Here is a 25737-nt window from a genome sequence, read left to right as displayed (position 1 = left end):
GGTTGGGGGACGGGCGCGGCGTGGCGTCCGTCCCCCGGTGGAGCGGGCTCGTAGGGGTCCGTCACTCACCGGCCTTCGGGAACAGCGTCAGGAACGGATCGGCCGTCGCCGTGATCCCGCGGCTGTAGGGAGCGTCGAAGTCCCAGATCAGGAAGAGCAGGAAGGCGATCAGGGCGGCGAACAGGCCCGCCAGGATCACCTCGCGCAGGGTGCGGCGGATCTGCAGCGCGAAGATCAGCCCGACGGTGACCACGGCTCCGGTGATCAGGCCGAACCACACGACGCCCGGCATGGTCGGGGCCGTGGCATCCGCGCGGGCCGTTCGCGCCGCGTCGGCCGCGGTGACCTGGTCGAGGAGCGGCTGGTAGGCCTGGGCCTCGAAGTCCGTCTTCGGCTCGTAGTCGGTGACGTCGTTGCGGATCTTCGCCAGCAGCTTCGTACCCTGCTCGGTGACCTTGCCGTCGTCGGCCATGGCCTTCCACTCGGTGGTGACGACGTGGCCGACATAGACGTTGACGTCGTCCCGGATGCGGTCGCGGACGTCTGGCGGGTACACCCGTACGCGCTCGGAGATCTCGTGCAGCGCGTTCGCCTCGTTCTGGACGTGATCCTGGGCGACGCCCCGCGCCTCCCAGACACCGGCGATGGCCAGGCCGAGCACGATGGCGTACACCACGCCGATCATCATCGTCATGTACTCGATCACGTCCGGGGTATCGGACGGATCGTCGTCCTCGGCGGCGGTGTGGTGCCGGACGACGGTGACGATGAGGACGACGACGCTGGCCGCCGCCATCGCGAGGGCGAGAACAAGCCATTCCGACAAGGGATTCCTCCAGGGGTCAGCGCGGGCGCAGCGCGGCGGCGGCGAGGACGGCGGGCGCGGTGATGAGCAGAGTGAGCGACACCAGGGACGGACCGCCGCGGGGCGGGGCCTTGCGCGCCCTGACGCGGTACGGCGGATAACTCACCGGAGTCGGCGAGGGGCTGGGGCGCACGGTGGGGGTCGGTGTCGGTGTCGGAGTGGGCTTCGGAGCCGGCACGGGAGCCGCCGGACGCGGTACGACGGGGGCCGGCCGTGGTGGGGCGGGCGCCGGCGGTCGCACGGTCGGCGGGGCGGGGGAGGGCCGCGGTGGGGGAGGCGGCGGGTCGGGTGTCGGGGTGGGCGTCGGGGTGGGCGTCGGAGTCGGCTTGGGCGGGGGCTTCGGCGGAGGGGGCGGTTCCGGAGTCGGGCACGGAGGGGTCGGCGTTGGTGTCGGGGTCGGGGTCGGTGTCGGCGTGGGGCAGGTCCCCGCGACGGCCACCGCCACCGTGCCGTTTCCGTCGGGTCCCGTGGCGGCGTACGCGCAGGAGTCGGCGGCCGCCGGAGCGGGCGCGCCACCCGCGATCCAGGTCAGCGCGAGCAGCATCAGCAGGCGTATGACGAGGGCGCATCGGGTCCGTGGCTGAGTTCGTAGTGGTCCAGGCACGACGGAGATCATCGGTGCCCACGCGCTCGCGCGCGCGAGAGTGCGCCCAGGTTGCCCCGAAGGAGGGACAAGCGGCTCACGCCCTTGCCGTCGCGCGCCGCAACCGGCCTCCCGGGCCCCACCAAAAGCAGGCTTCCCGGGCGTTACCAGAAAGAAATTTGTGCGCGCTTTGAACACTCACCGCACCCCCGCCCGTACCTAGGGCCATACGCGGTGTGGATCAGCGCCGCAACACCTAAGCAGACAGCGGGAGTTACCAATGAAGACCTCCTGGCGGAGCGCCTCACTCGTAGCGTCAGCTGCGGCAGTGCTGGTGCTGACGACGGCGTGCGGTCAGGACAAGGCGGACACCTCGACCGGCAGCCAGAACGTGGGCGCGGCGCCCGCGGCCAACGGTTACGGCTCGGCGGGGGCCGCGGCCAGCCCGAGCACCGGCGCCAACACCGGTGCCAATGCCGGTGCCCAGACGCAGAGCGCCGGACAGCTTGCCGTGGCGGACACCGACAAGCTCGGTGAGGTCGTCACGGACAGCGCGGGCATGACGCTCTACCGCTTCGACAAGGACACCGCCGAGCCGCCGAAGTCGAACTGTGACGGCGACTGCGCCACTGCCTGGCCTCCGGTTCCGGCCTCGGGCGCCACCGCGCCGATCGGCATTGACAAGACCCTGCTCGGCGAGGTCACCCGTACCGACGGCACCAAGCAGCTGACCTACGAGGGCTGGCCGCTGTACCGGTTCGCGAAGGACACCAAGGCCGGTGACACCAACGGCCAGGGTGTGGGCGGCACTTGGTACGCGACGGCCCCCGACGGCAAGAAGGCCTCCGGTGGTGGAGAGGCCGCGGCCGGCGGCAGCGCGGAAGCCGCCGACCTGCCGGGTCTGTCGACCCGCAACGACCCCGAGCTCGGTGAGGTCGTCGTCGACAAGAACGGCATGACGGTCTACCGGTTCGAGAAGGACGTCCCCTGGCCGATGAAGTCGAACTGTGTCGGCGAGTGCCTGGAGAAGTGGCCGGTCGTCGCGCCGGTCGACGCCGCCGACACCAAGGGCATCGACAACAAGAACGACGGACGGCGCGGCTACGTCGTCAACAACCGTCCGGACGGCCTGAAGCAGCAGAGCATCGACTGCTGGCCGCTCTACACCTTCGCGGGCGACAAGAAGCCCGGTGACACCAACGGCCAGGGCGTCGGTGGCACGTGGTACGCCATCTCCCCGGAGGGCAAGCCGCTCGGCAAGCCGAAGTAGCCCGCCCGAAGCAACCAGACAGAGTTGTGAACGCACGGAGAACGTGAACGCACAGAGAAGGCGAGTGCCGAAAGTTCGGAAAACGTGTGTAGAACCACCGGTTCGCCCCCTCCGCACCACACGGAGGGGGCGAAGCGGCTTTTTCACATCCGGCCGGATCCGGTCGCGTGAACGGTTTTCCGCACGCTCCTTCGTAACGCTGCGCAGTTTTCCCGGAACTCTTTGGAATGCTTCGGTGCGATTTCGCAAGGTGGCCAATTCGGCACGTGCCGGAGGCAGTGACGTGGAACGGACGGTCAATTTCCGTTTCTGCTCGCTCCTTTGGCGGGCGATCAGTAGCCTCAGCTCGAACACCGGATCGTCTACGCCTTGGAGAGATAGATGGAGCGTCCCGCCTGGGCCCCGCGTGGCATCGACATCTCGGTGCCCAGCGTGAGCCGCGTCTACGACTACTACCTGGGCGGATCGCACAATTTCGAGGTCGACCGGGAAGCCGCGCGCCGGGCCATGGAGTTCATGCCGGGACTTCCCAAGATCATGCAGGCGAACCGCGCGTTCCTGCGCCGCGCCGTGCGCTTCGCGGCCGACGAGGGCATCTCCCAGTTCCTCGACATCGGTTCGGGCATCCCCACCTTCGGGAACGTCCACGAGGTGGCTCAGAGCGCCCGCCCGGGCGCACGCGTCATGTACGTCGACCACGACCCCGTCGCCGTCGCGCACAGCACGGCCGTCCTGGCCGGAAACGAGGACGCGGGCGTGGTCACCGCCGACCTCCGCAAGCCCCGGGAGATCCTGGCGAGTCCTCAGGTTCAGCGCCTGATAGACCTGAATCAGCCAGTCGCACTCCTTCTCGTTGCCATACTTCACTTCGTGGAGGACACGGACGACCCGTACGGGGCGGTGGCAGAGCTGAGGGACGCGGTGGCGCCCGGCAGCCTGTTCGTCGTCTCGCACGCCTCGTACGAGGGACTTCCGCTCCCCCAGGAGCGGGCCGAGGGCGCCGTCGACGTCTACAAGGACATCCGCAACCCGCTGATCATGCGCTCGCGCGAGGACGTCGCGCGGTTCTTCGAGGGGTACGACATGGTGGAACCCGGACTGGTGCCGATGGCGAAATGGCGGCCCGACTCGGCGTCCGAGGACGAGGATCCTTATTCCTACTCGGGTTTCGCGGGCGTGGGGCGCAAGGCGTGACCGCCGAGCCGGACGGGCCGGAGGACAGACTGCGCAGGTTCGCGACGATCTGGAGCCGGGCCGTGTTCCCGGCGACCGCGACATCGCTGACCCGGCCGGAGTTCGAGCAGCGCCTGGTGCCGCTCGCCCGGCGGCTCAGTGAGGCGCTGCGGGCCAGGACGTTCGACGCGGCCGAGGGCCAGGCCGTCGGCGCCGCACTCATCGACGCGCACTGCACCGAACCCGAGGCGCTCAGCCGCACACTCGACTGCGTCGACGCCTATCTGGTGCTCTACTGCGGCGGCGACGGATCCCAGGAGGCCCTGCGCGCCCGCTCCTCGCGGCTGCAGCACGCCATGGCGGCCGGGTTCGCGCACGCGCTGCGGGAACGGACGCTGGCCGAGCAGGAGTCCATCGCGCGCGCCGCCCTCCAGGCCCAGGGCGTCGTGGCGGACGCGCTGCACGCCACCGAGGCACGCTTCCGCGCGGTCTTCGAGGGCGCCGCGATAGGCATCGGCGTCGCCGACCTCGACGGCAACATCCTGCAGGTGAACAACGCCCTGCTGCGCATGTTCGGCGGCACCGAGCAGCTGATGCGCGGCCGCAACGTCACCGACTGGACCCACCCCGAGGACGCGCCCCAAGTGTGGCGGCTCTACGAGGAGTTGGTGCGCGGCGACCGCGAGCACTACCACGTGGAGAAGGCCTTCTACCGCCCCGACGGAACGGTCCTGTGGACCAACCTCACCGTCTCCCTGCTGCGTGACGCGGACGGCCGGCCCCAGTTCCAGCTCGCCCTCATGGAGGACACCACCGAGCGGCGGCTGCTCAACCTGCGGCTGCGGTACGAGGCCACACACGACGCGCTCACCGGACTGCCCAACCGGACGCTGTTCTTCGAGCGGCTCGACAAGGCGCTCGCGGCAGGCGACGGCATGCGCTTCGGTCTCTGCTACCTCGACCTCGACGGCTTCAAGACCATCAACGACAGCCTCGGGCACGCGGCCGGCGACCGGCTGCTCGTCGAGGTCGCCGACCGGCTGCAGTCCTGTGCCACCGCGCCCGGCGAGATGGTCGCCCGGCTCGGCGGCGACGAGTTCGTCGCCCTGACGACCGGGCCCGACACGGAGAGCGAGGTCGACGCGCTCGCCGACCGCATCATGAACGCCCTGATCACACCGGTGCGCATCGACGGCAGGGAACTGACCGTCCGGGGCAGCATCGGCATAGTCGAGGGCCCGGCGGGCGAGCGCGGCCCGGCCGAGGTGCTGCGCAGCGCCGACATCACGATGTACCGCGCCAAGTCGGCGGGCGGCAACCGTTACGAACTCGCCGACCCCGAGGCCGACGCCCGTGCCATCACCCGGCACGGGCTCACCACGGCGCTGCCCGCGGCCCTGGACCGGGGCGAGTTCTTCATCGAGTACCAGCCGCTCGTCCACCTCGGCGACGGCAGTGTGCGCGGCGCCGAGGCTCTCGTGCGCTGGCTGCATCCACAGCACGGTGTGCTCGGACCCGACCGGTTCATCCCGCTCGCCGAGCACACCGGACTGATCGTGCCGCTGGGCCGCTGGGTCCTGGAGCAGTCGGTCCGCCAGGCCCGTGAGTGGCAGGAACGTCACGCCGACGCGGGTCCGCTGCGCATCAACGTGAACCTCTCGCCGTGCCAGCTGACCCATCCCGGTCTGGTCGCCGACACGGTCGACATCCTGGAGCGCATCGGACTCGAACCGTCCTCGCTCTGCCTGGAGGTCACCGAGTCCGCGCTGATCGGCGCCGACGACGATCTGCTCAAGCCGTTGCGCCGGCTTGCCGAGATGGGTGTCGACATCGCCCTCGACGACTTCGGCACGGGCTATTCGAACCTCGCCAACCTGCGTCGCCTGCCGGTGAGCATCCTCAAGCTGGACCGCTCCTTCACCCAGGGCATGCAGCAGTTCCCCGCCGATCCCGTCGACCTCAAGATCGTCGAAGGGATCGTCTCCCTCGCCCACAGCCTGGACCTCGCGGTCACGGTCGAGGGCGTCGAAACGGCGGCCCAGGCCGAGCAACTCCGCATACTGGGCTGCGACACGGCCCAGGGCTGGTACTACGCCCGCCCGGGTCCCCCGGACCGCCTCCACGAGTTGGCGTTGGTGGACGCGACGGGTTGAGCGTGGCCGCTTCGCGGGAGTGCCGTACCGGGGAGCGCCGTTTTGGGGTGCGGGTGCGCTGTGGCTGGTCGCGCAGTTCCCCGCGCCCCTGAAAAGCGGGCTGCGCCCCTGGCTTTTCGCCTTTAGGGGCGCGGGGAACTGCGCGCTCAGCCACAGCTCACCCGCACCCGACACACCACACCGCCCCCCACCCACCCAGGGGCGCGGGGAACTGCGCGACCAGCCACAACGCACCCCGCACTCACAAACGGCGCCCCACCAAAACGGCGCTCACCGTTCAAGAAGCATCCGCTGAAGCTCCCGAGCCGCCCGAGGCGGAGCCACATCGCTGCGGTGCGCCAACGCGATGGTCCGGGCCAGCCCGGGCCGGGCCAGCGGAGTCACCCGCAACCCCCGCCCGGTCCGCGCAGCGACCATCCGCGGCACCACAGCCACCCCCAGCCCCGCCCGCACAAACCCCAACACCGCGTCCATCTCCCCACCCTCCACCGCGAAATCCGGCTCGAACCCCGCGGAGCGACACGCGGCGACGGTCAGCTCCCGCAGGTCGTACCCGTGCCGGAACATCACCAGCCGCTCACCCTCCAGGTCGGAAACCCGCACGGCCCGCCGCCCACCCCCCGGCGCCGACGCCTCGGGTGAAGACACCACCACCAGGTCCTCCCGCAGCACCTCCACCGTGGTCAGCGCGGGCGACGGCGAGGGCAGCGGCAGCACCACGAGGGCCAGATCGAGCGCCCCGCGCGCGAGCTCCCGTACGAGATCGTGCGAGCCGCCCTCCTCGATCAGCAGCCGGATGCCGGGATACCGGTCGTGGAAGGCGCGCAGCACGTCCGGCAGCAGCCCCGTGCACAGGCTCGGCGTCGCCCCCAGCCGGACCCGCCCGCTGCGCAGCTGGGCCAGCTCCTGGACCTCCTGCCGGGCCGTGTCCGCGTCGGCCAGGATGCGGCGGGCCAGCGGCAGCAGCGCCTCGCCCGCGTCCGTGAGCGTGATGTTCCCGCGCGCCCGAAGGAAGAGATCGGCGCCCAACTCCCGCTCCAGCGCCTTGATCTGCTGGGAGAGCGAGGGCTGGGCGACATGGACCAGATCGGCGGCCCGGGTGAAGTGCCGGGTCTCGGCGACGGCCACGAAGTACTGGAGCTGCTGGAACTGCATGCCCTCAAGAATACGCCCACGATAGCCAGCACCTATGGAAACGAGCCGGACCATGTCTTGGACCGATCGGCCCGCCCGGCCCTAGCGTGCGTTCCATGGCTCTGGCAACGCGGACGGAACGAAAACCGTCCATGACGCGCACCATGTGGGACTCGTCCGTAGGCAAGAAGACCGTGATGGCCGTCAGCGGCCTGATCATGCTGGGGTACCTGGTCGTCCACATGCTGGGCAACCTCAAGATCTTCTTCGGATCGGACGAGTTCAACCACTACGCGCACTGGCTGCGCACCATCGGCGAGCCCCTCCTGCACTACGAGTGGGCGCTGTGGATCATCCGCGTGGTCCTGGTCGCCGCCGTCGTCGCACACGCAGTCTCCGCGTACCAGCTCAGCCGCCGCGACATCAGGGCGCGCCCCACCAAGTACGTGCACAAGAAGCCACGAGCCAGTTACGCCACCCGCACGATGCGCTGGGGCGGGATCATCCTCGGCCTGTTCATCGTCTGGCACATCCTCGACCTGACGACCGGCACCGTGCACCCGGACGGCTTCCAGTCGGGACACCCGTACCAGAACGTGATCGACACCTTCTCCACCTGGTACGGCAACGTCATTTACATCGTCGCGGTGCTCGCGCTCGGCCTGCACGTACGGCACGGCTTCTGGAGCGCGGCACAGACTCTCGGCGTGGGCAGCCGTACCCGCGACCGGGCCTTCAAGACCATCGCCAACGTGCTCGCGGTGGTGCTGACGGCGGGCTTCATCGCCGTACCCGTGGGCGTGATGACCGGAGTGGTGAGCTGACATGAGCGCTGAATTCGCCGAGTACACGACCGGAGAGCCGGTCGTCGACACCAAGGCTCCCGAGGGGCCGGTCGGTGAGCGCTGGGACACCCGCCGCTTCGAGGCCAAGCTGGTCAACCCGGCCAACCGCCGCAAGCACACCGTGATCGTCGTCGGTACGGGTCTCGCGGGCGGCTCCGCCGGCGCCACGCTCGCCGAACAGGGCTACCACGTCGTGCAGTTCTGCTACCAGGACTCCCCGCGCCGCGCCCACTCGATCGCCGCGCAGGGCGGCATCAACGCCGCCAAGAACTACCGCAACGACGGCGACTCGATCCACCGGCTGTTCTACGACACCGTCAAGGGCGGCGACTTCAGGGCGCGCGAGTCGAACGTCCACCGGCTCGCCCAGATCTCCGTCGAGATCATCGACCAGTGCGTCGCGCAGGGCGTGCCCTTCGCCCGCGAGTACGGCGGCCTCCTCGACACCCGTTCCTTCGGCGGCGTCCAGGTGTCCCGCACCTTCTACGCCCGCGGACAGACGGGCCAGCAGCTCCTGCTGGGCGCCTACCAGGCGCTGTCCCGCCAGATCGCCGCCGGGAACATCGAGATGCATCCGCGCACCGAGATGCTCGACCTGATCGTGGTCGACGGACGGGCCCGCGGCATCGTCGCCCGCGATCTGATCACCGGGAAGATCGACACGTACTACGCGGACGCCGTGGTGCTCGCGAGCGGTGGCTACGGCAACGTCTTCTACCTCTCCACGAACGCCATGAACTCCAACGCCACCGCGATCTGGCGGGCCCACCGGCGCGGTGCCTACTTCGCCAACCCGTGCTTCACCCAGATCCACCCCACCTGCATCCCGCGCACCGGCGAGCACCAGTCCAAACTCACGCTGATGAGCGAGTCGTTGCGCAACGACGGCCGGATCTGGGTCCCGAAGGCGAAGGGCGACAACCGCCCCGCGAACGAGATCCCCGAGGACGAGCGCGACTACTACCTGGAGCGCATCTACCCCTCCTTCGGCAACCTCGTGCCGCGCGACATCGCCTCCCGCGCCGCGAAGAACGTCTGCGACGAGGGCAGGGGAGTGGGCCCCGGCGGCCAGGGCGTCTACCTCGACTTCGCCGACGCCATCGGGCGCATGGGCCGCAAGGCGGTGGAGGCCAAGTACGGCAACCTCTTCGACATGTACCAGCGGATCACCGACGAGGATCCGTACGAGGTGCCGATGCGGATCTACCCCGCCGTGCACTACACGATGGGCGGCCTCTGGGTCGACTACGACCTCCAGACCACCGTCCCGGGTCTCTTCGCGATCGGCGAGGCCAACTTCTCTGACCACGGCGCGAACCGGCTCGGCGCCTCCGCGCTGATGCAGGGCCTCGCCGACGGCTACTTCGTCCTCCCGTCGACCATCAACGACTACCTCGCCCGCAACCCGCACCACGAGGAGGTCGACGACGAACACCCCGTAGTCCAGGAGGTGTTGGCCGACACCGAGGACCGGCTCAGGCTGCTCCTCGCCGTCGACGGCGACCGCACCCCCGACTCCTTCCACCGCGAACTCGGCGAGCTGATGTGGGAGTTCTGCGGAATGGCGCGTACGGACTCGGGGCTGCGCAAGGCCCTGGAGCGCATCCCGCAGATCCGCGAGGAGTTCTGGCGGCGCATCAAGGTCCCCGGCACCGGCGAGGAGTTCAACCAGTCGCTGGAGAAGGCCAACCGCATCGTCGACTACCTGGAGCTCGCCGAGCTGATGTGCCTCGACGCGCTGCACCGCGACGAGTCCTGCGGCGGCCACTTCCGCGAGGAGTCCCAGACCCCGGACGGGGAGGCGGAGCGGCGGGACGAGGAGTTCTCGTACGCCGCCGCCTGGGAGTTCACCGAGACCGGCGAAGCCCCCGTCCTGCACAAGGAAGACCTCGTCTTCGAGTACGTCCACCCCACCCAGCGGAGCTACGCATGAAGCTCACCCTGCGCGTCTGGCGGCAGCGGAACGCCGACGCCGACGGAGCGATGTCCACGTACGAAGTGGACGACATCTCGGCCGACATGTCCTTCCTGGAGATGCTGGACACCCTCAACGAGGAGCTCATCCTCAAGGGCGAGGACCCGGTCGCCTTCGACCACGACTGCCGTGAGGGCATCTGCGGCGCGTGCTCGCTCGTCATCAACGGCGACGCGCACGGGCCGGAGCGTACGACCTCCTGCCAGCTGCACATGCGGTCCTTCGAGGACGGCGACACGATCGACATCGAGCCGTGGCGGGCCTCCGCCTTCCCGGTCGTCAAGGACCTCGTCGTCGACCGGTCCGCCTTCGACCGGATCATCCAGGCCGGCGGGTATGTCACCGCGCCGACGGGGGCCGCGCCGGAGGCGCATGCCACGCCGGTGCCCAAGCCGGACGCCGACTTCGCCTTCGAGCACGCCGAGTGCATCGGCTGCGGGGCGTGTGTGGCGGCCTGCCCGAACGGGGCGGCGATGCTCTTCACCTCGGCGAAGATCAACCATCTGAACGTGCTGCCGCAGGGTGCGCCGGAGCGGGAGACGCGGGTGCTCGACATGGTGGCGCAGATGGATGAGGAGGGGTTCGGTGGGTGCACGCTTGCGGGGGAGTGTGCCACGGCTTGCCCCAAGGGGATCCCGCTGGTCTCCATCACGGGGATGAACAAGGAGTGGCTGCGGGCTACTCGGAAGGCCGGAAAGAGGTAGCGCCGTAGGGGCCGTGGTTGTTTGCGGGCTGCGGGTCCGATGTGGCTGGTCGCGCAGTTCCCCGCGCCCCTGAAGGGGCGCGGTTTGCCGCGGTCTTACGGGGGCTTTAGTGGGCGTTCGCCTAAGGTGCGGATGAGTGGGGCGGGGTGTAATCAGCCCCGGCCGTACCAGGCACCCCTGGCATTCAACAAGCTCACACCCGGTCTCTCTCCGGGGGTTACTCGCCGGTCAGCCGGCGTCGGAAGAACAGGAGCGCACGGACCGTTCGTTTCGGTCCGCCGCGCCGCTCCGCTGAACCGGCCCGTGACCAGGAGAGTGCCATGACCGGCGTTTCCACGCTCGACAGCCCCCCACTGTCGACGGCCCCCACCCGCTACACCGTCACCCTCGCCCGCGACGAGGCAGACGTCCGCGCCGCCCAGCGGCTGCGTCACGACGTCTTCGCCGGGGAGATGGGCGCGTTGCTCTCCTCCTCGCAGCCGGGCCTGGACGTCGACTCCTTCGACGCGTACTGCGACCACCTGCTCGTACGCGACACCACGAACGGGCAGGTGGTCGGCACCTACCGGCTGCTGCCGCCCGACCGTGCCGCGGTCGCCGGACGGCTCTACTCGGAGGGCGAGTTCGACCTCGGACCGCTGGCCGGAATCCGCTCCGGGCTCGTCGAGGTCGGCCGCTCCTGCGTCCACCCCGACCACCGCGACGGCGCGGTCATCGGTCTCATATGGGCCGGGATCGCCCGCTACATGGTCGACGGCGGCCACGAGTGGCTGGCGGGCTGCTGCTCCATCCCGCTCGCCGACGGCGGGACGCTCGCCGCGGGCACCTGGGACCGGGTGCGGGAGAAGCACCTGGCGCCCGAGGAGTACCGGGTACGGCCGCTGCTTCCGTGGAGCGCCGAGGGCGTCGCCCGTCCCGCCCGCACCGAACTGCCCCCGCTCCTGCGCGGCTACCTCCGCCTCGGCGCCTGGGTCTGCGCGGAGCCGGCTCACGACCCCGACTTCGGCGTCGCCGACCTGTACGTGCTGCTGTCCATGCGCCGGGTCAACCCGCGCTACCTGCGGCACTTCCTGTCGCTCGTGCCGGCGTGATCACCATGTCCCGCATGGGTGCGATGGGCGCGACGGGTGTGTCCCGCGTGGCCGTGAAACTCCGCCCGCGTCGTGGTGGCACCACGACGCTCGTGAGCCCGGGCGTGAGCACTCCGGTGTTCCCGGGCGCCGGGAAGGTACCGCGCCCACGGCGCGGCGGGGTGCGTGTCGGGGCAGGGGCACGTCCGGGCGCGGTGCCCTCGGCGCCCGCCCCGGTGAGCGCGTGGCTGCCCAGCGCCCCGTGCTCGCGGGTCTGCGTGGAGTCCGTGGGGTCCCTGGCCGCCGTGCCGCGCGCCCTGCTGCGCCTTGCGGCACTCCTGTCCGTGCTCCTCTTCGGGATCGCGCTGATCCCGGTCGTGGGGCGGCTCCCCGCTGTGTGGCGCGACCGGCTCACCCGGCTGTGGTGCCGGACGATCGTGCGCGCCGCGGGCGTGAGGCTGCGGATGACCGGCGCGGCCCCGCCCGGCGGCGGACTGCTTCTGGTGGCCAACCACATCTCCTGGATGGACATACCCCTGCTCGCCGCCGTCCGCCCCGCCCGGATGCTCGCCAAGGCGGAGATCAGGCAGTGGCCCGTCGCCGGAGTCCTCACCGCGAGCAGCGGCGCCCTGTTCATCCAGCGCGACCGCCTGCGCGCACTGCCGAGGACCGTGGAACGGATCGCGGACTCCCTGCGCGGCGGATCGGCGGTCGTGGTCTTCCCGGAAGGGAGCACCTGGTGCGGCAGGGCCCAGGGCCGCTTCCGCAGAGCCGCCTTCCAGGCAGCCCTGGACGCCGCCGTGCCCGTACAGCCGGTGCACCTCCACTACCGGTTCGACGGGGGAGCGGCGACCACCGCGCCCGCGTTCGTCGGGAGCGACTCGCTGCTCACCTCGGTCTGGCGGGTCGTGTCGGCCCGCGCCCTCGTGGCCGAGGTACGCGTGGAGCCGGTGCTCCCGGCGGGCAGCGCACCCGACCGGCGAACACTCGCCCTCGCCGCCGAGACGGCCACCACCAAGGGGGCCCACACCGGGAAGGTTGTCGTCGAGACCGCCGACGCCCACCGAAGGAGGGCGAACTCCGAAGCGTATGCACACCTCTGACGCACCGTCATCACTGCGGGGTACCGTCCCCGCATGTATCCCGGAGCGTACGACCCCGCCAGGCCGGCCGTCGTCACCGCGGACGGCGGCCGGACCCTCACCTACGGCGAACTCGAGGAGCGTTCCCTGCGCCTCGCGGACCACCTGCGGACCGCCGGACTGCGCCCGGGCGACCATCTGGCGCTCCTCTCCGACAACGACCCCCGCGTCCTGGAGGTCTACTGGGCGGCCCTGCGCTCGGGCCTCTACCTCACCGTCGTCAACCATCACCTGACCGCCGACGAGGCCGCGTACATCGTCCGCGATTGCGGTGCGAGGGCACTCGTCGTCTCCGGCCCGCTCACCGAACTCGGGGAGCAGATACGGGAGTTGGCGCCCGGTCCGGCGTCACACCTGGGCTTCGACGACGGTTCGTACGAGCGGGCGCTGGCCGCCGCCTCACCCGAACCCCCGGCCCACCAGCCCCGCGGCGTCGACATGCTCTACTCCTCCGGCACCACCGGCCGCCCCAAGGGCATCGCGCCGACGCTCCCCGAGGGCGACGTCCGCGAGGTGATGAGCACGTACCAGCTGCTCTTCCAGCCCATGTACGGCTTCGGCGAGGACACCGTCTACCTCTGCCCGGCCCCGCTCTACCACGCCGCGCCCCTCCGCTTCTGCTACGTCGTCACGGCGACCGGCGGCACGGTCGTCCTGATGAACTCCTTTGATCCACAGGGGGCGTTGGCGGCGATCGAACGGCATCGGGTGACACACAGCCAGTGGGTGCCCACCATGTTCGTACGGATGCTGAAGCTGCCGCGCGAGGTGCGGGACGCGTACGACGTGTCGTCGCTGAAGGTCGCCATCCACGCCGCCGCGCCCTGCCCCGTCGAGGTCAAGTGGCGGATGATCGCCTGGTGGGGTGCCGTCCTGCACGAGTACTACGCGGCGACGGAAGCCAACGGGATCACCTTTATCGGACCCGAGGAATGGCTGCGCAAGCCGGGGTCCGTGGGCCGCGGCGGCCTGCTCGGCGAGCTGCGGATCTGCGGCGAGGACGGCAAGCTGCTGCCCGTCGGGGAGACGGGAACCGTGTACTTCGAGCGTGAGGAACTCCCGTTCAGGTACCACAACGACGACGCGCGCACCCGTGAGGCACAGCACCCCGAGCACCCCAACTGGACCACCACCGGGGACATCGGACACGTCGACGAGGACGGCTACCTCTTCCTCACCGACCGCAGGGCCTTCACGATCATCTCCGGCGGCGTGAACATCTACCCCCAGGAGATAGAGGACTGTCTGACCCTGCACCCCAAGGTCACCGACGTCGCGGTCGTCGGCGTCCCGGACGCGGAGATGGGCGAGGCGGTCAAGGCGGTCGTCCAGCCCGCCCCCGGCGTGGCCCCCGGTCCCGAACTCGAACGCGAACTCCTCGACTTCGTCCGCGACCGTATCGCCCACTACAAGTCGCCCCGCAGCGTCGACTTCACGGACGCGCTGCCGCGCACACCCACCGGGAAACTGGCCAAGTCCAAGCTCAGGAAGGCCTATTGGGACTGAGAGCCCCCGGTCCCGAGCACCCGGGCGAGGTACGGAGCCGTGGCGCTCGACTCCGCCCGTGCGACCTCCGCCGGAGGTCCCGTCGCCACGATCCGGCCTCCCGCGTCGCCGCCGCCCGGCCCCAGGTCGATCACCCAGTCCGCGCCCGCCACCACCGCCATGTCGTGCTCCACGACCACGACGCTGTGCCCGCCGTCGACCAGACCGTGCAACTGCCGCATCAGGACCTCGACATCGGCCGGGTGCAGACCGGTCGTCGGCTCGTCGAGGAGATAGAGCGTGTGACCTCGGCGTACGCGCTGGAGTTCGCTCGCGAGCTTGATGCGCTGCGCCTCGCCGCCGGACAGCTCGGTCGCCGGCTGGCCGAGCCGCAGATAGCCGAGACCGACATCGAGGAGCGCGGCGAGACTCCGGGCGACGGCCGGGGTGTCCGCGAAGAAGTCCGCGGCGGCCTCGACCGTCAGGTCCAGCACCTGCGCGATACTCCTTTCCCTGTACGTCACTTCGAGCGTCTCGGGGTTGTAGCGCGCCCCGCCGCAGTCCGGGCACGGGGCATAGGTGCTCGGCAGGAAGAGCAGCTCGACGCTGACGAACCCCTCGCCCTGACAGGTCTCGCAGCGCCCGCCCGCCACGTTGAACGAGAACCGCCCCACGCCGTATCCGCGCCGGTGCGCCTCCTGAGTGGCCGCGAAGACCTTGCGCACGACGTCGAAGAGTCCCGTGTACGTCGCCAGGTTCGAGCGGGGCGTCCGGCCGATCGGCTTCTGGTCGACACTCACCAGCCGCCCCACACCCGCAAGGTCCTCCGTGATCTCCCCGATGAGCGTGGACTTGCCCGAGCCGGAGACGCCGGTGACCGCGGTGAGCACGCCGAGCGGGAACTCGGCGGTCACGCCACACAGGTTGTGCCGTGTCACCGGACCGACCTTCAACTGGCCGCGCGGCGACCGGACTTCACGTACCGGAGCGGGGGAGCGGTCGAAGAGGAACCGGGCCGTCGCGGACTCCGTGACGTTCTCCAGCTCCGCCACCGGGCCGCTGTGCAGCACCTGTCCGCCGTGCTCGCCCGCCGCAGGCCCCACGTCGACGAGCCAGTCGGCGCCGCGCATGACATCGAGGTGGTGCTCCACGACGAACACCGAGTTGCCGGCCGCCTTCAGCCGGTCGAGGACCGTCAGCAGCGCCTCCGTGTCCGCCGGGTGCAGTCCGGCGGACGGCTCGTCGAGCACGTACACGACCCCGAAGAGACCGGACCGCAACTGAGTGGCCAGACGCAGCCGTTGGAGCTCGCCGGCCGAAAGGGTGGGTGTGGCCCGGTCGAGGCTGAGATAGCCGAGGCCCAGTTCGGTGACGGGCGAGATACGCGCGAGCAGATCCTCGGTGAGGACGCGAGCGGTCTCCGAATCGCCATGCTCGGTAAGGGAGTCGGCCAGTTCGACGAGCGGCAGCGCGGCCAGCTCCGCGATGGTCCGGCCCGCGAACGTCACCGCGAGCGCCTCGGCCCGCAGCCGACTGCCACCGCACACCGGACAGGGCGCGGCCTCCAGAAACCGCTCGGCCTTCGCCCGCAACGTCTGACTCTTTGAGTCCGAGAAGGTCTTCATGACATAGCGCTGAGCGCTCATGTACGTGCCCTGGTACGGGCGTTGGATTCGCTCGGCGTCCCGCACCGGATGCACGGTCACGACCGGCTGCTCGTCCGTGAACAGGATCCACTCGCGCTGCTCGGCGGGCAGTTCGCGCCAGGGCCGGTCCACGTCGTACCCCAGCGCGTCGAGGACATCGCGCAGGTTCTTGCCCTGCCAGGCACCCGGCCACGCGGCGATCGCGCCCTCGCGGATGGACAGCGACGGGTCGGGGACCAGCGACTCCTCGGTCGTACGGTGCACCCGACCGAGCCCATGACACTCGGGACAGGCCCCGACGGCCGTGTTCGACGAGAAGGAGTCCGAGTCGAGACGCTCGGCGCCCGCCGGATAGTCGCCCGCGCGCGAGAACAGCATCCGGAGCGAATTGGAGAGATTGGTGACCGTACCCACCGAAGAGCGAGAGGTGGGCGTCGACCGCCGCTGCTGCAACGACACCGCGGGCGGCAGCCCGGAGATGTCCCCGACCTTCGGCGCCCCCACCTGATGGATCAGCCGCCGCGCATACGGGGCCACCGACTCGAAGTACCGCCGCTGAGCCTCCGCGTAGATCGTCCCGAATGCGAGCGACGACTTCCCGGACCCCGACACCCCCGTGAAGACCGCCACCACATCCCGCGGAACATCGACATCGACCCCCTTGAGATTGTGCTCACGGGCACCACGCACACGGACGTAGGGGTCGTGGGGGCTGTGCATGGGCGGACTCCAGCGGGACGATGACCTCGATCAGGGGCAAACCCCATGATTCTAGGCAGGGTGCAGATGGGTGCCCCGAAAGGGGCGCGGGGAATTGCGCGACCAGCCAAACACGGCCCGCAGGCAAGAAACGACCGACGCGGAAAACTCAGGCGGGGCCCAGCCCCACAACCCCCGCCAACCGCCGATACGAGTCCACCAGCGCCTCCCGGTCGTACGTGCTGGTCGTGACCAGCACCTCATCCGCCGCGGTCTCCTTGATCACCATGCCCAGCTCGTGAGCAACCTGCTCCTCCGTGCCGACGACATGGCCGGTGAGACCGGATTCGTAGAAGCCGCGCTCCCTGTCCGTCATCGTCAGCGACTCGACGCGTTCGGCGGGCGGCAGTGGCGGAAACGTGCCGTGCGTGCGTGAGTACGCCATCGACCAGGCTTCCGGGACCAGGAGGCGCCGAGCCTCGTCCGGCGTGCGCGCGACGGCGACCGTGCCGGAGATGACCACGTACGGCTCCCGTGCCCAGGCGGACGGCCGGAACGTCTCGCGGTAGTGGTCGATGCCGCGGCGCATCTTGTCGCGGTTCCTGAGGTCGCCGATCACCATGGGGAGGCCGGCCCGGGCGGCGATGGTCGCGCCCTCGCCCATGGCCAGTACGAACGGCGGCACGGTCAAGCCCTCGGCGGGGCGTGCGTGCACGCCGGTCGGGGAGGTGCCGCGGAACCAGCCGAGCAGCTCGTCCAGCTGGGCCGCGAAGTCGTCGGCGACGTCCTTGTCCCGGCCCAGCGCCTTCCGTACGCCGTCCGTGAACCCGACGGAACGGCCGAGGCCCATGTCGATGCGGCCGGGGAACAGGGACTCAAGGACACCGAACTGCTCGGCCACCACCAAGGGCTGATGGTTGGGCAGCATCACCCCGCCCGTGCCCACCCGGATCGTGCGGGTCGCGGCGGCGACCGCGGCGGCCAGCACGGTCGGCGCGGAACCGGCCACACCCGGCACCCCGTGATGCTCCGAGACCCAGATTCGGTGGTAGCCCAGCCCCTCCAGCTCCCGCGCCAGTTCGACGGTGTCGCGCAGCGCCTCGGGGGCGTCGTGTCCCTCCCGGGTGCGCGAGCGGTCGAGGACGGAGAACCGTGTCCCTCCGAGACGAGAGCCCAGGTCCGGCTCCAGTCGGGCTTCGTGATCCTGCTCGTTCACCATGGTCTCTCCGCTGGAAGAACTGGGCTCTGTTCTCTCAACAGCCGTTCCGCTGTTTTCTTCCGCGCCCGCCGGGACGGGTGATCCCGATGATGGGAAAAAGATGGGACCAATGATGGTCTATTGACGGATCCCACCCCTTCAACATTCCGCCGGAACGCACCTAACGTTGCGCCCACGTAAACGGCCTGGCCGTCGGCCCTCGCCCATCTCCCGCTCACCCGCGGGGTCTCGCGAGAGCCGCGTTCCAGAGCTGACGGATGTCTGAAGGGAGAACGCGATGGCACCGACGGAGCTGCTCATCGGAAGCCGGTGGCAAGCGTCGACAGGGCCGGGCCGGACACGGGAAGTGAAGTCGCCCTTCGACGGTTCGGCCGTCGGCACCGTGGCACTCGCCGGCCCCGAGGACGTCGACGTGGCCCTGGCCGCGGCCGAACGAGGAGCCGCGGTGTGGCGGCGCACGCCCGCCCACGAGCGCATGACCATCCTGCTGAGGGCCGCCGCACTGGCCGACGAACGGGCCGGCAAGATCGCGCAGACCATCAGCGCGGAGTCCGGCAAGACCATCACCGAGGCCACCGGCGAGGCATCGCGCTCCGGCGACCTGATCCGGCTCGCGGCCTTCGAGGGGACCCAGCTCTACGGCGAGACGCTGCCGCTGGACGCGAACCGCGGCACCGGCTTCGACAAGGTCGGCTTCACCCTGCGCCAGCCCTGCGGTGTCGTGGTGGCGATCACGCCCTTCAACTACCCCGCCCTGCTCGTCCTGCACAAACTGGCACCGGCGCTCGCGGCGGGCAACGCCGTCGTCCTCAAGCCGGCCACCTCGACGCCGCTGACCGCGCTGGAACTCGCCTCGTGCTTCGTCGACGCAGGGCTTCCCGAGGGCGTGCTCTCGGTGCTCGTCGGTTCCGGCGGAGTGCTGGGGGACCTGCTCGTCACGGACCCCCGGGTGCGGAAGATCTCCTTCACGGGTTCCACCGCCACCGGCGAGCACATCGCGCGGGTCGCCGGGGTGAAGAAGCTCTCCCTCGAACTGGGCGCCTCCTGCCCGGTCGTGGTCCTGCCGGACGCGGACCTCGAACTCGCCGCGAGCGCGGTCGCGTTGGGCGGCTATGTGAACGCCGGGCAGGTGTGCATCTCCGTCCAGCGGGTCATCACCCACCCCTCGGTCACCTCCGACTTCCTCGACGCGCTGGTCCCCAAGGTCAAGGCCATCCGGACCGGCGACCCCTCGTCCGCCGAGACGACGATGGGCACGCTGATCACGACCGCCGAGGCGGAGCGCGTGGAGCGGGCCATCGCCCAGGCCGGCACCGACGGCGCCCGGATCCTGACCGGCGGCGAGCGCGACGGGGCCGTCGTGAGCCCCGCCGTGGTGGCCGACGTCCACCCCGACTCCGCGTTCAGCCAGCAGGAGCTGTTCGGACCCGCCGTCGCCGTCAGCTCGGCCGCGGACTGGGAGTCCGCGATCGCCCAGGCCAACGGCACTGCGTACGGCCTGGGAGCGGGCGTGTTCACCTCCGACGTGGCCGGCGCGATCCGGGCCGTACGCGAGATCGACGCGGGCTCGGTGCACATCAACTGGACGCCGCTGTGGCGCGCCGACCTGATGCCGTACGGCGGCCTGAAGGGCAGCGGCTACGGCAAGGAGGGCCCGCGCGCGGCGGTCAGCGAGATGACCGAGGTCAAGACCATCGTGCTGCACGGCCGTCCCTGGTGAGTTCGCGGCCCTCCGACTCAACTCCCCACCCGACTCCGGACATCCACGCCGCCCGAGGGCCGTGGGCAACTCCCCAACAGGAGCCCGACCATGACTGACCCGACGACCCGGCGCACCGTGCGCCTCACGGTGGCCCAGGCACTCGTCACCTACCTCTCCCGCCAGCACTCCGTGGCCGACGGTGAGCGGCGCCGTCTGATACCCGCAGCCCTGGGCATCTTCGGCCACGGCAACGTGGCAGGACTCGGCCAGGCGCTGGACCAGCTCAGCGACGAACTCCCCTTCGTCCAGGGGCGCAACGAGCAGGCACTCGTCCACATCGCGACGGCCTACGCCAAGGCGTCCACCCGGCATGCCACCCTGGCGGTCACCGCCTCCATCGGCCCGGGCGCCCTCAACATGGTCACCGGCGCCGGACTCGCGACCGTCAACCGGCTGCCCGTCCTGCTGCTGCCCGGCGACACCTACGCGACCCGCCACCAGGGGCCCGTACTCCAGCAGTTGCAGCACCCCGTCGAGGCCGACACCTCCGTCAACGACGCCTTCCGGCCCGTCTCCCGGTTCTTCGACCGCATCACCCGGCCCGAGCAGCTGCTCACCTCGCTGCCCGCGGCGATGCGCGCCCTCACCGACGTGGACACCGGCGCGGTCGTCGTCTCCCTCCCGCAGGACATCCAGTCCCACGCGTACGACTACCCGGTGGAGTTCTTCGCCGAGCGCGACTGGCCGATCCGGCGGCCCGCGGCGGACGCCGACGAGGTCGCCGCGGTGGCGCGGATGCTCGCCGAGGCGCAGAAGCCGCTGATCATCGCCGGTGGCGGTGTCGTGTACTCCGGTGCCACCGAGGAGCTGGAGGCGCTGGCCGACGCGGCGGGGATCCCCGTGGCGGAGACGTTCGCGGGCAAGGGCGCGGTCCAGCGCCGGGCCTGGTGGCAGCTGGGCGGCATCGGTCTGGAAGGCACCCCGGCCGTCAACACTCTTGCCAGGGAAGCCGACTTCGTGCTGACCGTGGGCTCGCGCCTGACGGATTTCTCCACGGCCTCGCACTCGATCTTCCAGAACCCGGACGTACGGTTCGCTGCCGTCAACGTCAACGTGCACGACGTGAGCCGCCTGGGCGCCACCGGGATCGTGGCCGACGCCAAGCGGGCCCTCGCCGCACTGACGGAAGCGGTCCGCGCGAACGGCACCACCACCTCCACGGCCTGGCAGGACAAGGCCCGTGCGCTGCACGAGACTTGGTGGGCCCGGCGCGCCGCGGCCCTCGACCCGGACACACCCTTCGACGTCTCGGCCCTGCCGGACGACTCGGACGTCGTCCGCGACACCGACGCGGTGCTCACCCAGGGCCAGTTGATCGGCCTGCTCCAGGAACACGCACAGGCCGGCGACACGATCATCGCCGCCGCCGGTGGCCCGCCCGGCGACCTCCAGAAGGTGTGGGACGCCACCGAAGGCCGCTTCGCCCACCTGGAGTTCGGCTTCTCCTGCATGGGCTACGAACTGCCCGCCGCGATCGGCGTACGGTTCGCCACCCCCGACCCGGCCAGGCGCGTCCTGTCCCTGCTGGGCGACGGCACCTTCCTCATGGCGCCGACCGAACTGGTCACCGCGGCCCAGGAGAAGCTCCCGCTCACCGTCGTGATCCCGGAGAACCACGGGTACCAGGTCATCCACCGCCTCCAAATGCTGCGCAACGGGCGGGAGTTCGGCAACGAGTTCCGCTACCGGGAGGGCGGCCTCCACCTGGCGGAGGCCGGCGGCGACACCAAGCCGGCCCGCCTGGAGGGCGACTACCTCAAGGTCGACCTCGTCCAGACCGCGACGGGACTCGGCGCCCGCGCCATCCGCGCCACCACCGCCGACGAGGTACGCGCCGCACTCGCCGAGACCCGCGACCACGCGGGCCCCGTCGTCCTCGTCGTACCCGTCGTCCCCCACGCGGACCTGCCCGGCGCGGGCGTGTGGTGGGACGTGGCACCCGCCGAGGTGTCCGAGCAGGAGTCGGTCGCCCAGCTGCGCGGCGAGTACGAAGAGGGCCTGGCCTCCCAGAGGTGGTACGGATGAACCGCTCACCGCTCGACCACGGCCGACTGCGCGCCCGGCTCGCCGAGGGAGAGCCCACCTTGGGCACCTTCGTCGGGATGGCCTCCCCGGTCGCGGCCGAGGTGTGCGCCGCCGCCGGCGCCGACTGGCTGCTCCTCGACCTCGAACACGGCGCCGGGGGAGAGGAACAGGTCCGCGAGACCGTCCCGGTGGCCGCCGCCTACGGAGTCCCGACCGTCGTACGCGTCGAGTCCGCCGCCCGGATCCGCATCGGCCGCGTCCTCGACCTGGGCGCCGCCGGGATCATGCTGCCGCGCCTCGACACGGCGGCCGAAGTCCGGGAAGCACTACGGCACTTGCGTTACCCGCCCGCGGGCGACCGGGGCGTGGCCACGTACAACCGTGCCTGCCGCTTCGGACTCGACTCCGCCGCCCTGGACCGTGAGGGCGAGATCCTCGGCGTGGTCCAGATCGAGTCGGCGAGCGCCCTGGCGGAGGCCGAGGCGATCGCCGCACTGGACGGCGTCGACGTGCTGTTCGTCGGCCCCCGCGACCTCAGCCACGACCTCGGCGTGCCGGGCGACTTCGCGGCCCCGGTCTACCGCGAGGCCCTGGAACGCGTACGCAAGGCCGCCGCCGCACACGGCAAGGCGTGCGGACTCCTCGTACCCGACGGCCCGGCGGCCGCCGCAAAACGCGCCGAGGGCTGGACCTTCATCGCCATCGGATCCGACTCGACCCTGCTCGCAGCCGCCCTGTCCGCCGCCCTCGGCGAGGGCAGGCCGGAGCCCCGGGACCACCAGGAGACACACTCATGACCACGACCCCCTCGGGCGCCGCACGCGAGATCGGCGTCGGACTGATCAGCGTCGGCTGGATGGGCAAGCTGCACAGCCGCGCCTACCAGGCACTCCCCTCCGTCTACCCCGAACTGGGCCTCAAGCCCCGGCTCGTTCACGCGGCGGACACGGCCGAGGACCGCGCGGCCTACGCCCGTGACGTACTCGGCTACGAGAAGGCGGGCACCGACTACCGCGCCGTACTGGACGACCCGGACGTCGAGGTCGTCTCCATCTGTGCGCCGAATATGCTCCACCACGAGATAGGCATCGCCGCCGCCAAAGCGGGCAAGCCCTTCTGGATCGAGAAGCCCGTCGGACGCGGCGCCGAGGAGACCGCCGAGGTCGCCGCCGCGGCCCGCACCGCCGGAGTGGTGACGTCCATCGGCTACAACTACCGCCACGCCCCCGCGGTCGAGCGGGCCAGGCAGCTCGTCGCCGAGGGAAGACTGGGCCGCGTCACCAACGTGCGCGCCACGTTCTTCTCCGGCTACGCCTCCGAACCCAAGGGCGCCCTGTCCTGGCGCTTCAAGCGGGAACTGGCCGGACACGGCGCACTGGGCGACCTGATGAGCCACGTCGTGGACCTGGTCAGTTACGTTGTCGCCCCGATCCGCGAGGTCTCCGCGCTCACCAGCACCGTCTACACCGAGCGCCCGATCCTCCCGATGGGCTCGGGCACGCACTTCGCCGTCATCGAGGACGGCGAGATGGCACAGGTCGAGAACGACGACTACACCGCCGCCCTCGTCCGCTTCCACGGAGACGCCGTCGGCACGCTGGAGGCGTCCCGCACCATCGTCGGCCCGCAGTGCGGCATCGGCTTCGAGATCTACGGCACCGACGGCTCGCTCACCTGGAACTTCGAGCGGATGAACGAGCTGCGCGTCGCCCTCGACCGCAGTGGCCCGCACCAGGGCTACACCACCGTGCTCGGCAACGGCCACATGGGCGACTACGCCAGCTTCCAGCCCGGCCCCGGCAACAGCATGGGCTACGACGACCTGAAGGTCATCGAGGCGAAGAAGTTCCTCGCCGCCGTGGCCGGCATCGAGCACCACAACTCCACGATCGACGACGCGCACGCCGTCGCCGAGGTGATCTCCGCCGCCGCCGTCTCCGCCGAGAGCGGCGCCTGGGAGCCGGTGCCGGACGTCGTCGGCGCGACCTTCGGCCACCAGGCACGGAGCTGATCGCATGGACGGGCATGTCGTAGTGGCCCTCGGCCCGGTCGACCCGGCCACCGTCGGCCACATCCTCGGCGACCGGGTCACCTTCGTCACCCACCCCACGCCCGACGACCTCGCGGTCGCGGAGGGCGCCATCGTCCGCGCCGACCGGATCGTCGACGAGGACTTCCTCGCACGGGCCCCGCGGCTGCGCGTCATCGCCCGCACCGGAGTCGGCGTGGACCTCGTCGACGTGACCGCGGCCACCGCCCGGGGCATTCCCGTGGTCATCACCCCGCAGAGCGGCTCGCGGGCCGTGGCCGAGGGCGTCCTCGCCATGACCCTGCACCTGACCAAACGGCTGCGCCAGCTCACCGACCTCGTACGCGAGAACCGCTGGGCCGAGCGGAACAGCGTGCCCGTCGGCGACCTCGACGGCGCCACCATGGGCATCGTCGGCCACGGCCGCATCGGCCGCCGGGTCGGTGAACTCGCCTCGGCCTTCGGGATGCGGACCCTGGCGTACGACCCGTACAGCCCGCCCCCGCCCGAGGTGGCCTGCGCCGATCTCGGTGAACTCGCCGAAGTGAGCGACGTACTGACCCTGCACGTCCCGCTCACCGAGAGCACGCACCACCTGGTCGGCGAGGACCTGCTCTCCCGGGTCAAGCCCGGGACGATCCTCGTCAACTGCGGCAGGGGCGGTCTGCTCGACCCGGACGCCACCCTGATCGCCCTGGAACTCGGCCGGCTGGCCGGTGTCGGACTGGACGTCTTCGATCCCGAGCCGGCCGTCCACCACCCGCTGTTCGACCACCCGGACGTCGTCCTCACCCCGCATCTGATGGGCATGACGAACAGGGCCATGACCCTTACCTTTGTCGACGCCGCCCGCGGTGTCGCGGACGTGCTCGCCGGCCGTCCGCCGGCCGCGGTAGCCAACCCCGACTGGAACCACCGAAAGGCCACGGCATGAACACTCAAGCGCAGCGGATCGCCGGAGCGCCCATCTCGTGGGGCGTGTGCGAAGTACCCGGCTGGGGCTACCAGTTGACGCCTGAGCGGGTCCTGAAGGAGATGCGCGAGGTCGGTCTCGCCGCCACCGAGATAGGCCCCGAGGGCTTCCTGCCCGGCGAGCCGCAGGCCATGGCGCAGGTCCTCGCCCACCACGACCTCCGGGCCGTCGGCGGCTTCACCCCGCTCCTGCTGCACGTGCCCGGGCACGACCCGCTGCCCGAGGTCGAGACGCTCCTGGAGAGCTACGCCGCGTCCAAGGCCGACGTCCTCGTCCTGTCGGCCATCACGGGACAGGACGGTTACGACTCCCGGCCCGAGCTCGACGCCGACGGCTGGAAGCTGCTGCTGTCCAACCTCGACCGGCTGACCGCGCTGGCCGCGGAACGGGGCGTACGCGCTGTGCTGCACCCGCACGTCGGCACGATGATCGAGAACGGCGACGAGGTCCAGCGCGTCCTTGAGCACTCCTCGATCGCCCTCTGCCTCGACACCGGCCACCTGCTCATCGGCGGTACCGACCCCGCCGAGCTCACCCGGCAGGCACCCGAGCGGATCGCCCACACCCACATGAAGGACGTGAACGCCGCCCTCGCCGCCAAGGTCCAGTCGGGCCGCCTCACGTATACGGAAGCCGTCCGGGAGGGCATGTACCGCCCGCTCGGCGCCGGTGACGTGGACGTCCGGGCCATCGTGACCCACCTCGGGGCCCGCGGCTACGACGGCTGGTACGTCCTTGAGCAGGACACCATCCTCACCGAAGAGCCCGCCGGCAAGGGGCCCGTGGACGATGTGTGGGCCAGCGCGGAACACCTGCGCACCGTGCTGCGCGACGCACATCTGTGATGTGTTTTTGACGGGTTGCCGGGATTTGCCTTTCGGGGTGGAATCAAAGGGAGCCGGGCCGATGTCAAACGGCTTGGAATTATCAGCTGTTCGCCGTATTGACGCGCATGAGAATCATCGGAATGGCCTTGGTGGGAATT

Annotated in this window: 21 protein-coding genes; 16 read left to right on the top strand and 5 right to left on the bottom strand. The window is 70.6% G+C overall.

What is annotated here, in order from left to right:
• Positions 1-61 precede the first annotated feature (61 nt).
• Positions 62-826 carry a hypothetical protein gene (locus ACFWXQ_RS03080; RefSeq protein WP_383946239.1) on the bottom strand — a complete coding sequence of 255 codons (765 nt, stop codon included), beginning with the start codon at positions 824-826 and terminating at the stop codon, positions 62-64.
• A 16-nt stretch (positions 827-842) separates the two neighbouring features.
• Positions 843-998, bottom strand: a complete 156-nt coding sequence (locus ACFWXQ_RS03075; protein ID WP_383946236.1) for a hypothetical protein — start codon at positions 996-998, stop codon at positions 843-845.
• Between the two features lie 280 nt (positions 999-1278).
• Between ACFWXQ_RS03075 and ACFWXQ_RS03070 the strand changes: the two genes are divergently transcribed.
• From ACFWXQ_RS03070 to ACFWXQ_RS03055, 4 genes are all read left to right on the top strand, one after another.
• A complete protein-coding gene (locus ACFWXQ_RS03070) occupies positions 1279-1449 on the top strand; it encodes a hypothetical protein (protein ID WP_383946233.1) in 171 nt (56 codons plus the stop codon).
• Between the two features lie 279 nt (positions 1450-1728).
• Complete coding sequence (locus ACFWXQ_RS03065) at positions 1729-2718, top strand: SCO0930 family lipoprotein (RefSeq protein ID WP_383946230.1); 990 nt, start codon at positions 1729-1731, stop codon at positions 2716-2718.
• 381 nt (positions 2719-3099) lie between these two features.
• Positions 3100-3912: an SAM-dependent methyltransferase gene (locus tag ACFWXQ_RS03060; protein WP_383946227.1), complete on the top strand. Its 813-nt coding sequence runs from the start codon at positions 3100-3102 to the stop codon at positions 3910-3912.
• Positions 3909-6044, top strand: a complete 2136-nt coding sequence (locus tag ACFWXQ_RS03055) for a putative bifunctional diguanylate cyclase/phosphodiesterase (protein WP_384097270.1) — start codon at positions 3909-3911, stop codon at positions 6042-6044. Before ACFWXQ_RS03060 ends, ACFWXQ_RS03055 begins: the two co-directional genes overlap by 4 nt.
• A 270-nt stretch (positions 6045-6314) precedes the next feature.
• On the opposite strand, the gene ACFWXQ_RS03050 is transcribed toward ACFWXQ_RS03055, so the two are convergent.
• Positions 6315-7199 (bottom strand): LysR family transcriptional regulator, encoded by an 885-nt coding sequence (locus ACFWXQ_RS03050; protein WP_383956425.1) that lies wholly within the window; start codon positions 7197-7199, stop codon positions 6315-6317.
• Positions 7200-7294: 95 nt separating this feature from the next.
• On the opposite strand from ACFWXQ_RS03050, the gene ACFWXQ_RS03045 reads away from it, so the two are divergent.
• The 6 genes from ACFWXQ_RS03045 to ACFWXQ_RS03020 all read left to right on the top strand — a co-directional run bounded on the left by ACFWXQ_RS03045 (position 7295) and on the right by ACFWXQ_RS03020 (position 14420).
• A complete protein-coding gene (locus ACFWXQ_RS03045) occupies positions 7295-8002 on the top strand; it encodes a succinate dehydrogenase (protein ID WP_383956428.1) in 708 nt (235 codons plus the stop codon).
• 1 nt (position 8003) lies between these two features.
• Positions 8004-9956: a fumarate reductase/succinate dehydrogenase flavoprotein subunit gene (locus ACFWXQ_RS03040; RefSeq protein WP_383956430.1), complete on the top strand. Its 1953-nt coding sequence runs from the start codon at positions 8004-8006 to the stop codon at positions 9954-9956.
• Positions 9953-10702: a succinate dehydrogenase/fumarate reductase iron-sulfur subunit gene (locus ACFWXQ_RS03035; protein ID WP_055611311.1), complete on the top strand. Its 750-nt coding sequence runs from the start codon at positions 9953-9955 to the stop codon at positions 10700-10702. Before ACFWXQ_RS03040 ends, ACFWXQ_RS03035 begins: the two co-directional genes overlap by 4 nt.
• A 320-nt stretch (positions 10703-11022) precedes the next feature.
• A complete protein-coding gene (locus ACFWXQ_RS03030) occupies positions 11023-11793 on the top strand; it encodes a GNAT family N-acetyltransferase (RefSeq protein WP_386267383.1) in 771 nt (256 codons plus the stop codon).
• Between the two features lie 215 nt (positions 11794-12008).
• On the top strand, positions 12009-12875 hold the full coding sequence (locus ACFWXQ_RS03025; RefSeq protein ID WP_386267505.1) for a lysophospholipid acyltransferase family protein: 867 nt from the start codon (positions 12009-12011) through the stop codon (positions 12873-12875).
• Positions 12876-12908: 33 nt separating this feature from the next.
• Complete coding sequence (locus ACFWXQ_RS03020; protein WP_383953070.1) at positions 12909-14420, top strand: acyl-CoA synthetase; 1512 nt, start codon at positions 12909-12911, stop codon at positions 14418-14420.
• Here ACFWXQ_RS03020 and ACFWXQ_RS03015 read toward each other — a convergent pair.
• A complete protein-coding gene (locus ACFWXQ_RS03015) occupies positions 14408-16765 on the bottom strand; it encodes an ATP-binding cassette domain-containing protein (protein ID WP_383953072.1) in 2358 nt (785 codons plus the stop codon). The genes ACFWXQ_RS03020 and ACFWXQ_RS03015 overlap by 13 nt on opposite strands.
• A gap of 148 nt (positions 16766-16913) precedes the next feature.
• A complete protein-coding gene (locus ACFWXQ_RS03010) occupies positions 16914-17963 on the bottom strand; it encodes an LLM class flavin-dependent oxidoreductase (RefSeq protein ID WP_383953074.1) in 1050 nt (349 codons plus the stop codon).
• A 277-nt stretch (positions 17964-18240) separates the two neighbouring features.
• On the opposite strand from ACFWXQ_RS03010, the gene ACFWXQ_RS03005 reads away from it, so the two are divergent.
• The 6 genes from ACFWXQ_RS03005 to ACFWXQ_RS02980 all read left to right on the top strand — a co-directional run bounded on the left by ACFWXQ_RS03005 (position 18241) and on the right by ACFWXQ_RS02980 (position 25597).
• Positions 18241-19683, top strand: a complete 1443-nt coding sequence (locus tag ACFWXQ_RS03005; RefSeq protein WP_383953076.1) for an aldehyde dehydrogenase family protein — start codon at positions 18241-18243, stop codon at positions 19681-19683.
• Positions 19684-19773: 90 nt separating this feature from the next.
• Positions 19774-21750: a 3D-(3,5/4)-trihydroxycyclohexane-1,2-dione acylhydrolase (decyclizing) gene (gene iolD / locus ACFWXQ_RS03000; protein WP_383953078.1), complete on the top strand. Its 1977-nt coding sequence runs from the start codon at positions 19774-19776 to the stop codon at positions 21748-21750.
• Positions 21747-22547 (top strand): HpcH/HpaI aldolase/citrate lyase family protein, encoded by an 801-nt coding sequence (locus ACFWXQ_RS02995; RefSeq protein ID WP_383953080.1) that lies wholly within the window; start codon positions 21747-21749, stop codon positions 22545-22547. Before iolD ends, ACFWXQ_RS02995 begins: the two co-directional genes overlap by 4 nt.
• Complete coding sequence (locus tag ACFWXQ_RS02990; RefSeq protein ID WP_383953082.1) at positions 22544-23761, top strand: Gfo/Idh/MocA family protein; 1218 nt, start codon at positions 22544-22546, stop codon at positions 23759-23761. The genes ACFWXQ_RS02995 and ACFWXQ_RS02990 overlap by 4 nt, the downstream gene beginning before the upstream one ends.
• 4 nt (positions 23762-23765) lie before the next feature.
• Positions 23766-24713: an NAD(P)-dependent oxidoreductase gene (locus ACFWXQ_RS02985; RefSeq protein ID WP_383953084.1), complete on the top strand. Its 948-nt coding sequence runs from the start codon at positions 23766-23768 to the stop codon at positions 24711-24713.
• Positions 24710-25597, top strand: coding sequence for a sugar phosphate isomerase/epimerase (locus ACFWXQ_RS02980; RefSeq protein WP_362083694.1), 888 nt, complete (start codon positions 24710-24712; stop codon positions 25595-25597). Before ACFWXQ_RS02985 ends, ACFWXQ_RS02980 begins: the two co-directional genes overlap by 4 nt.
• The last annotated feature ends 140 nt before the right edge of the window (positions 25598-25737 follow it).

The sequence above is a fragment of the Streptomyces sp. NPDC058697 genome (assembly GCF_042715345.1).
GTDB classification, from domain to species: domain Bacteria; phylum Actinomycetota; class Actinomycetes; order Streptomycetales; family Streptomycetaceae; genus Streptomyces; species Streptomyces liliifuscus.
Note: the sequence above shows the minus strand (reverse complement) of the source record. Positions and strands in the feature narration are given on the sequence as shown.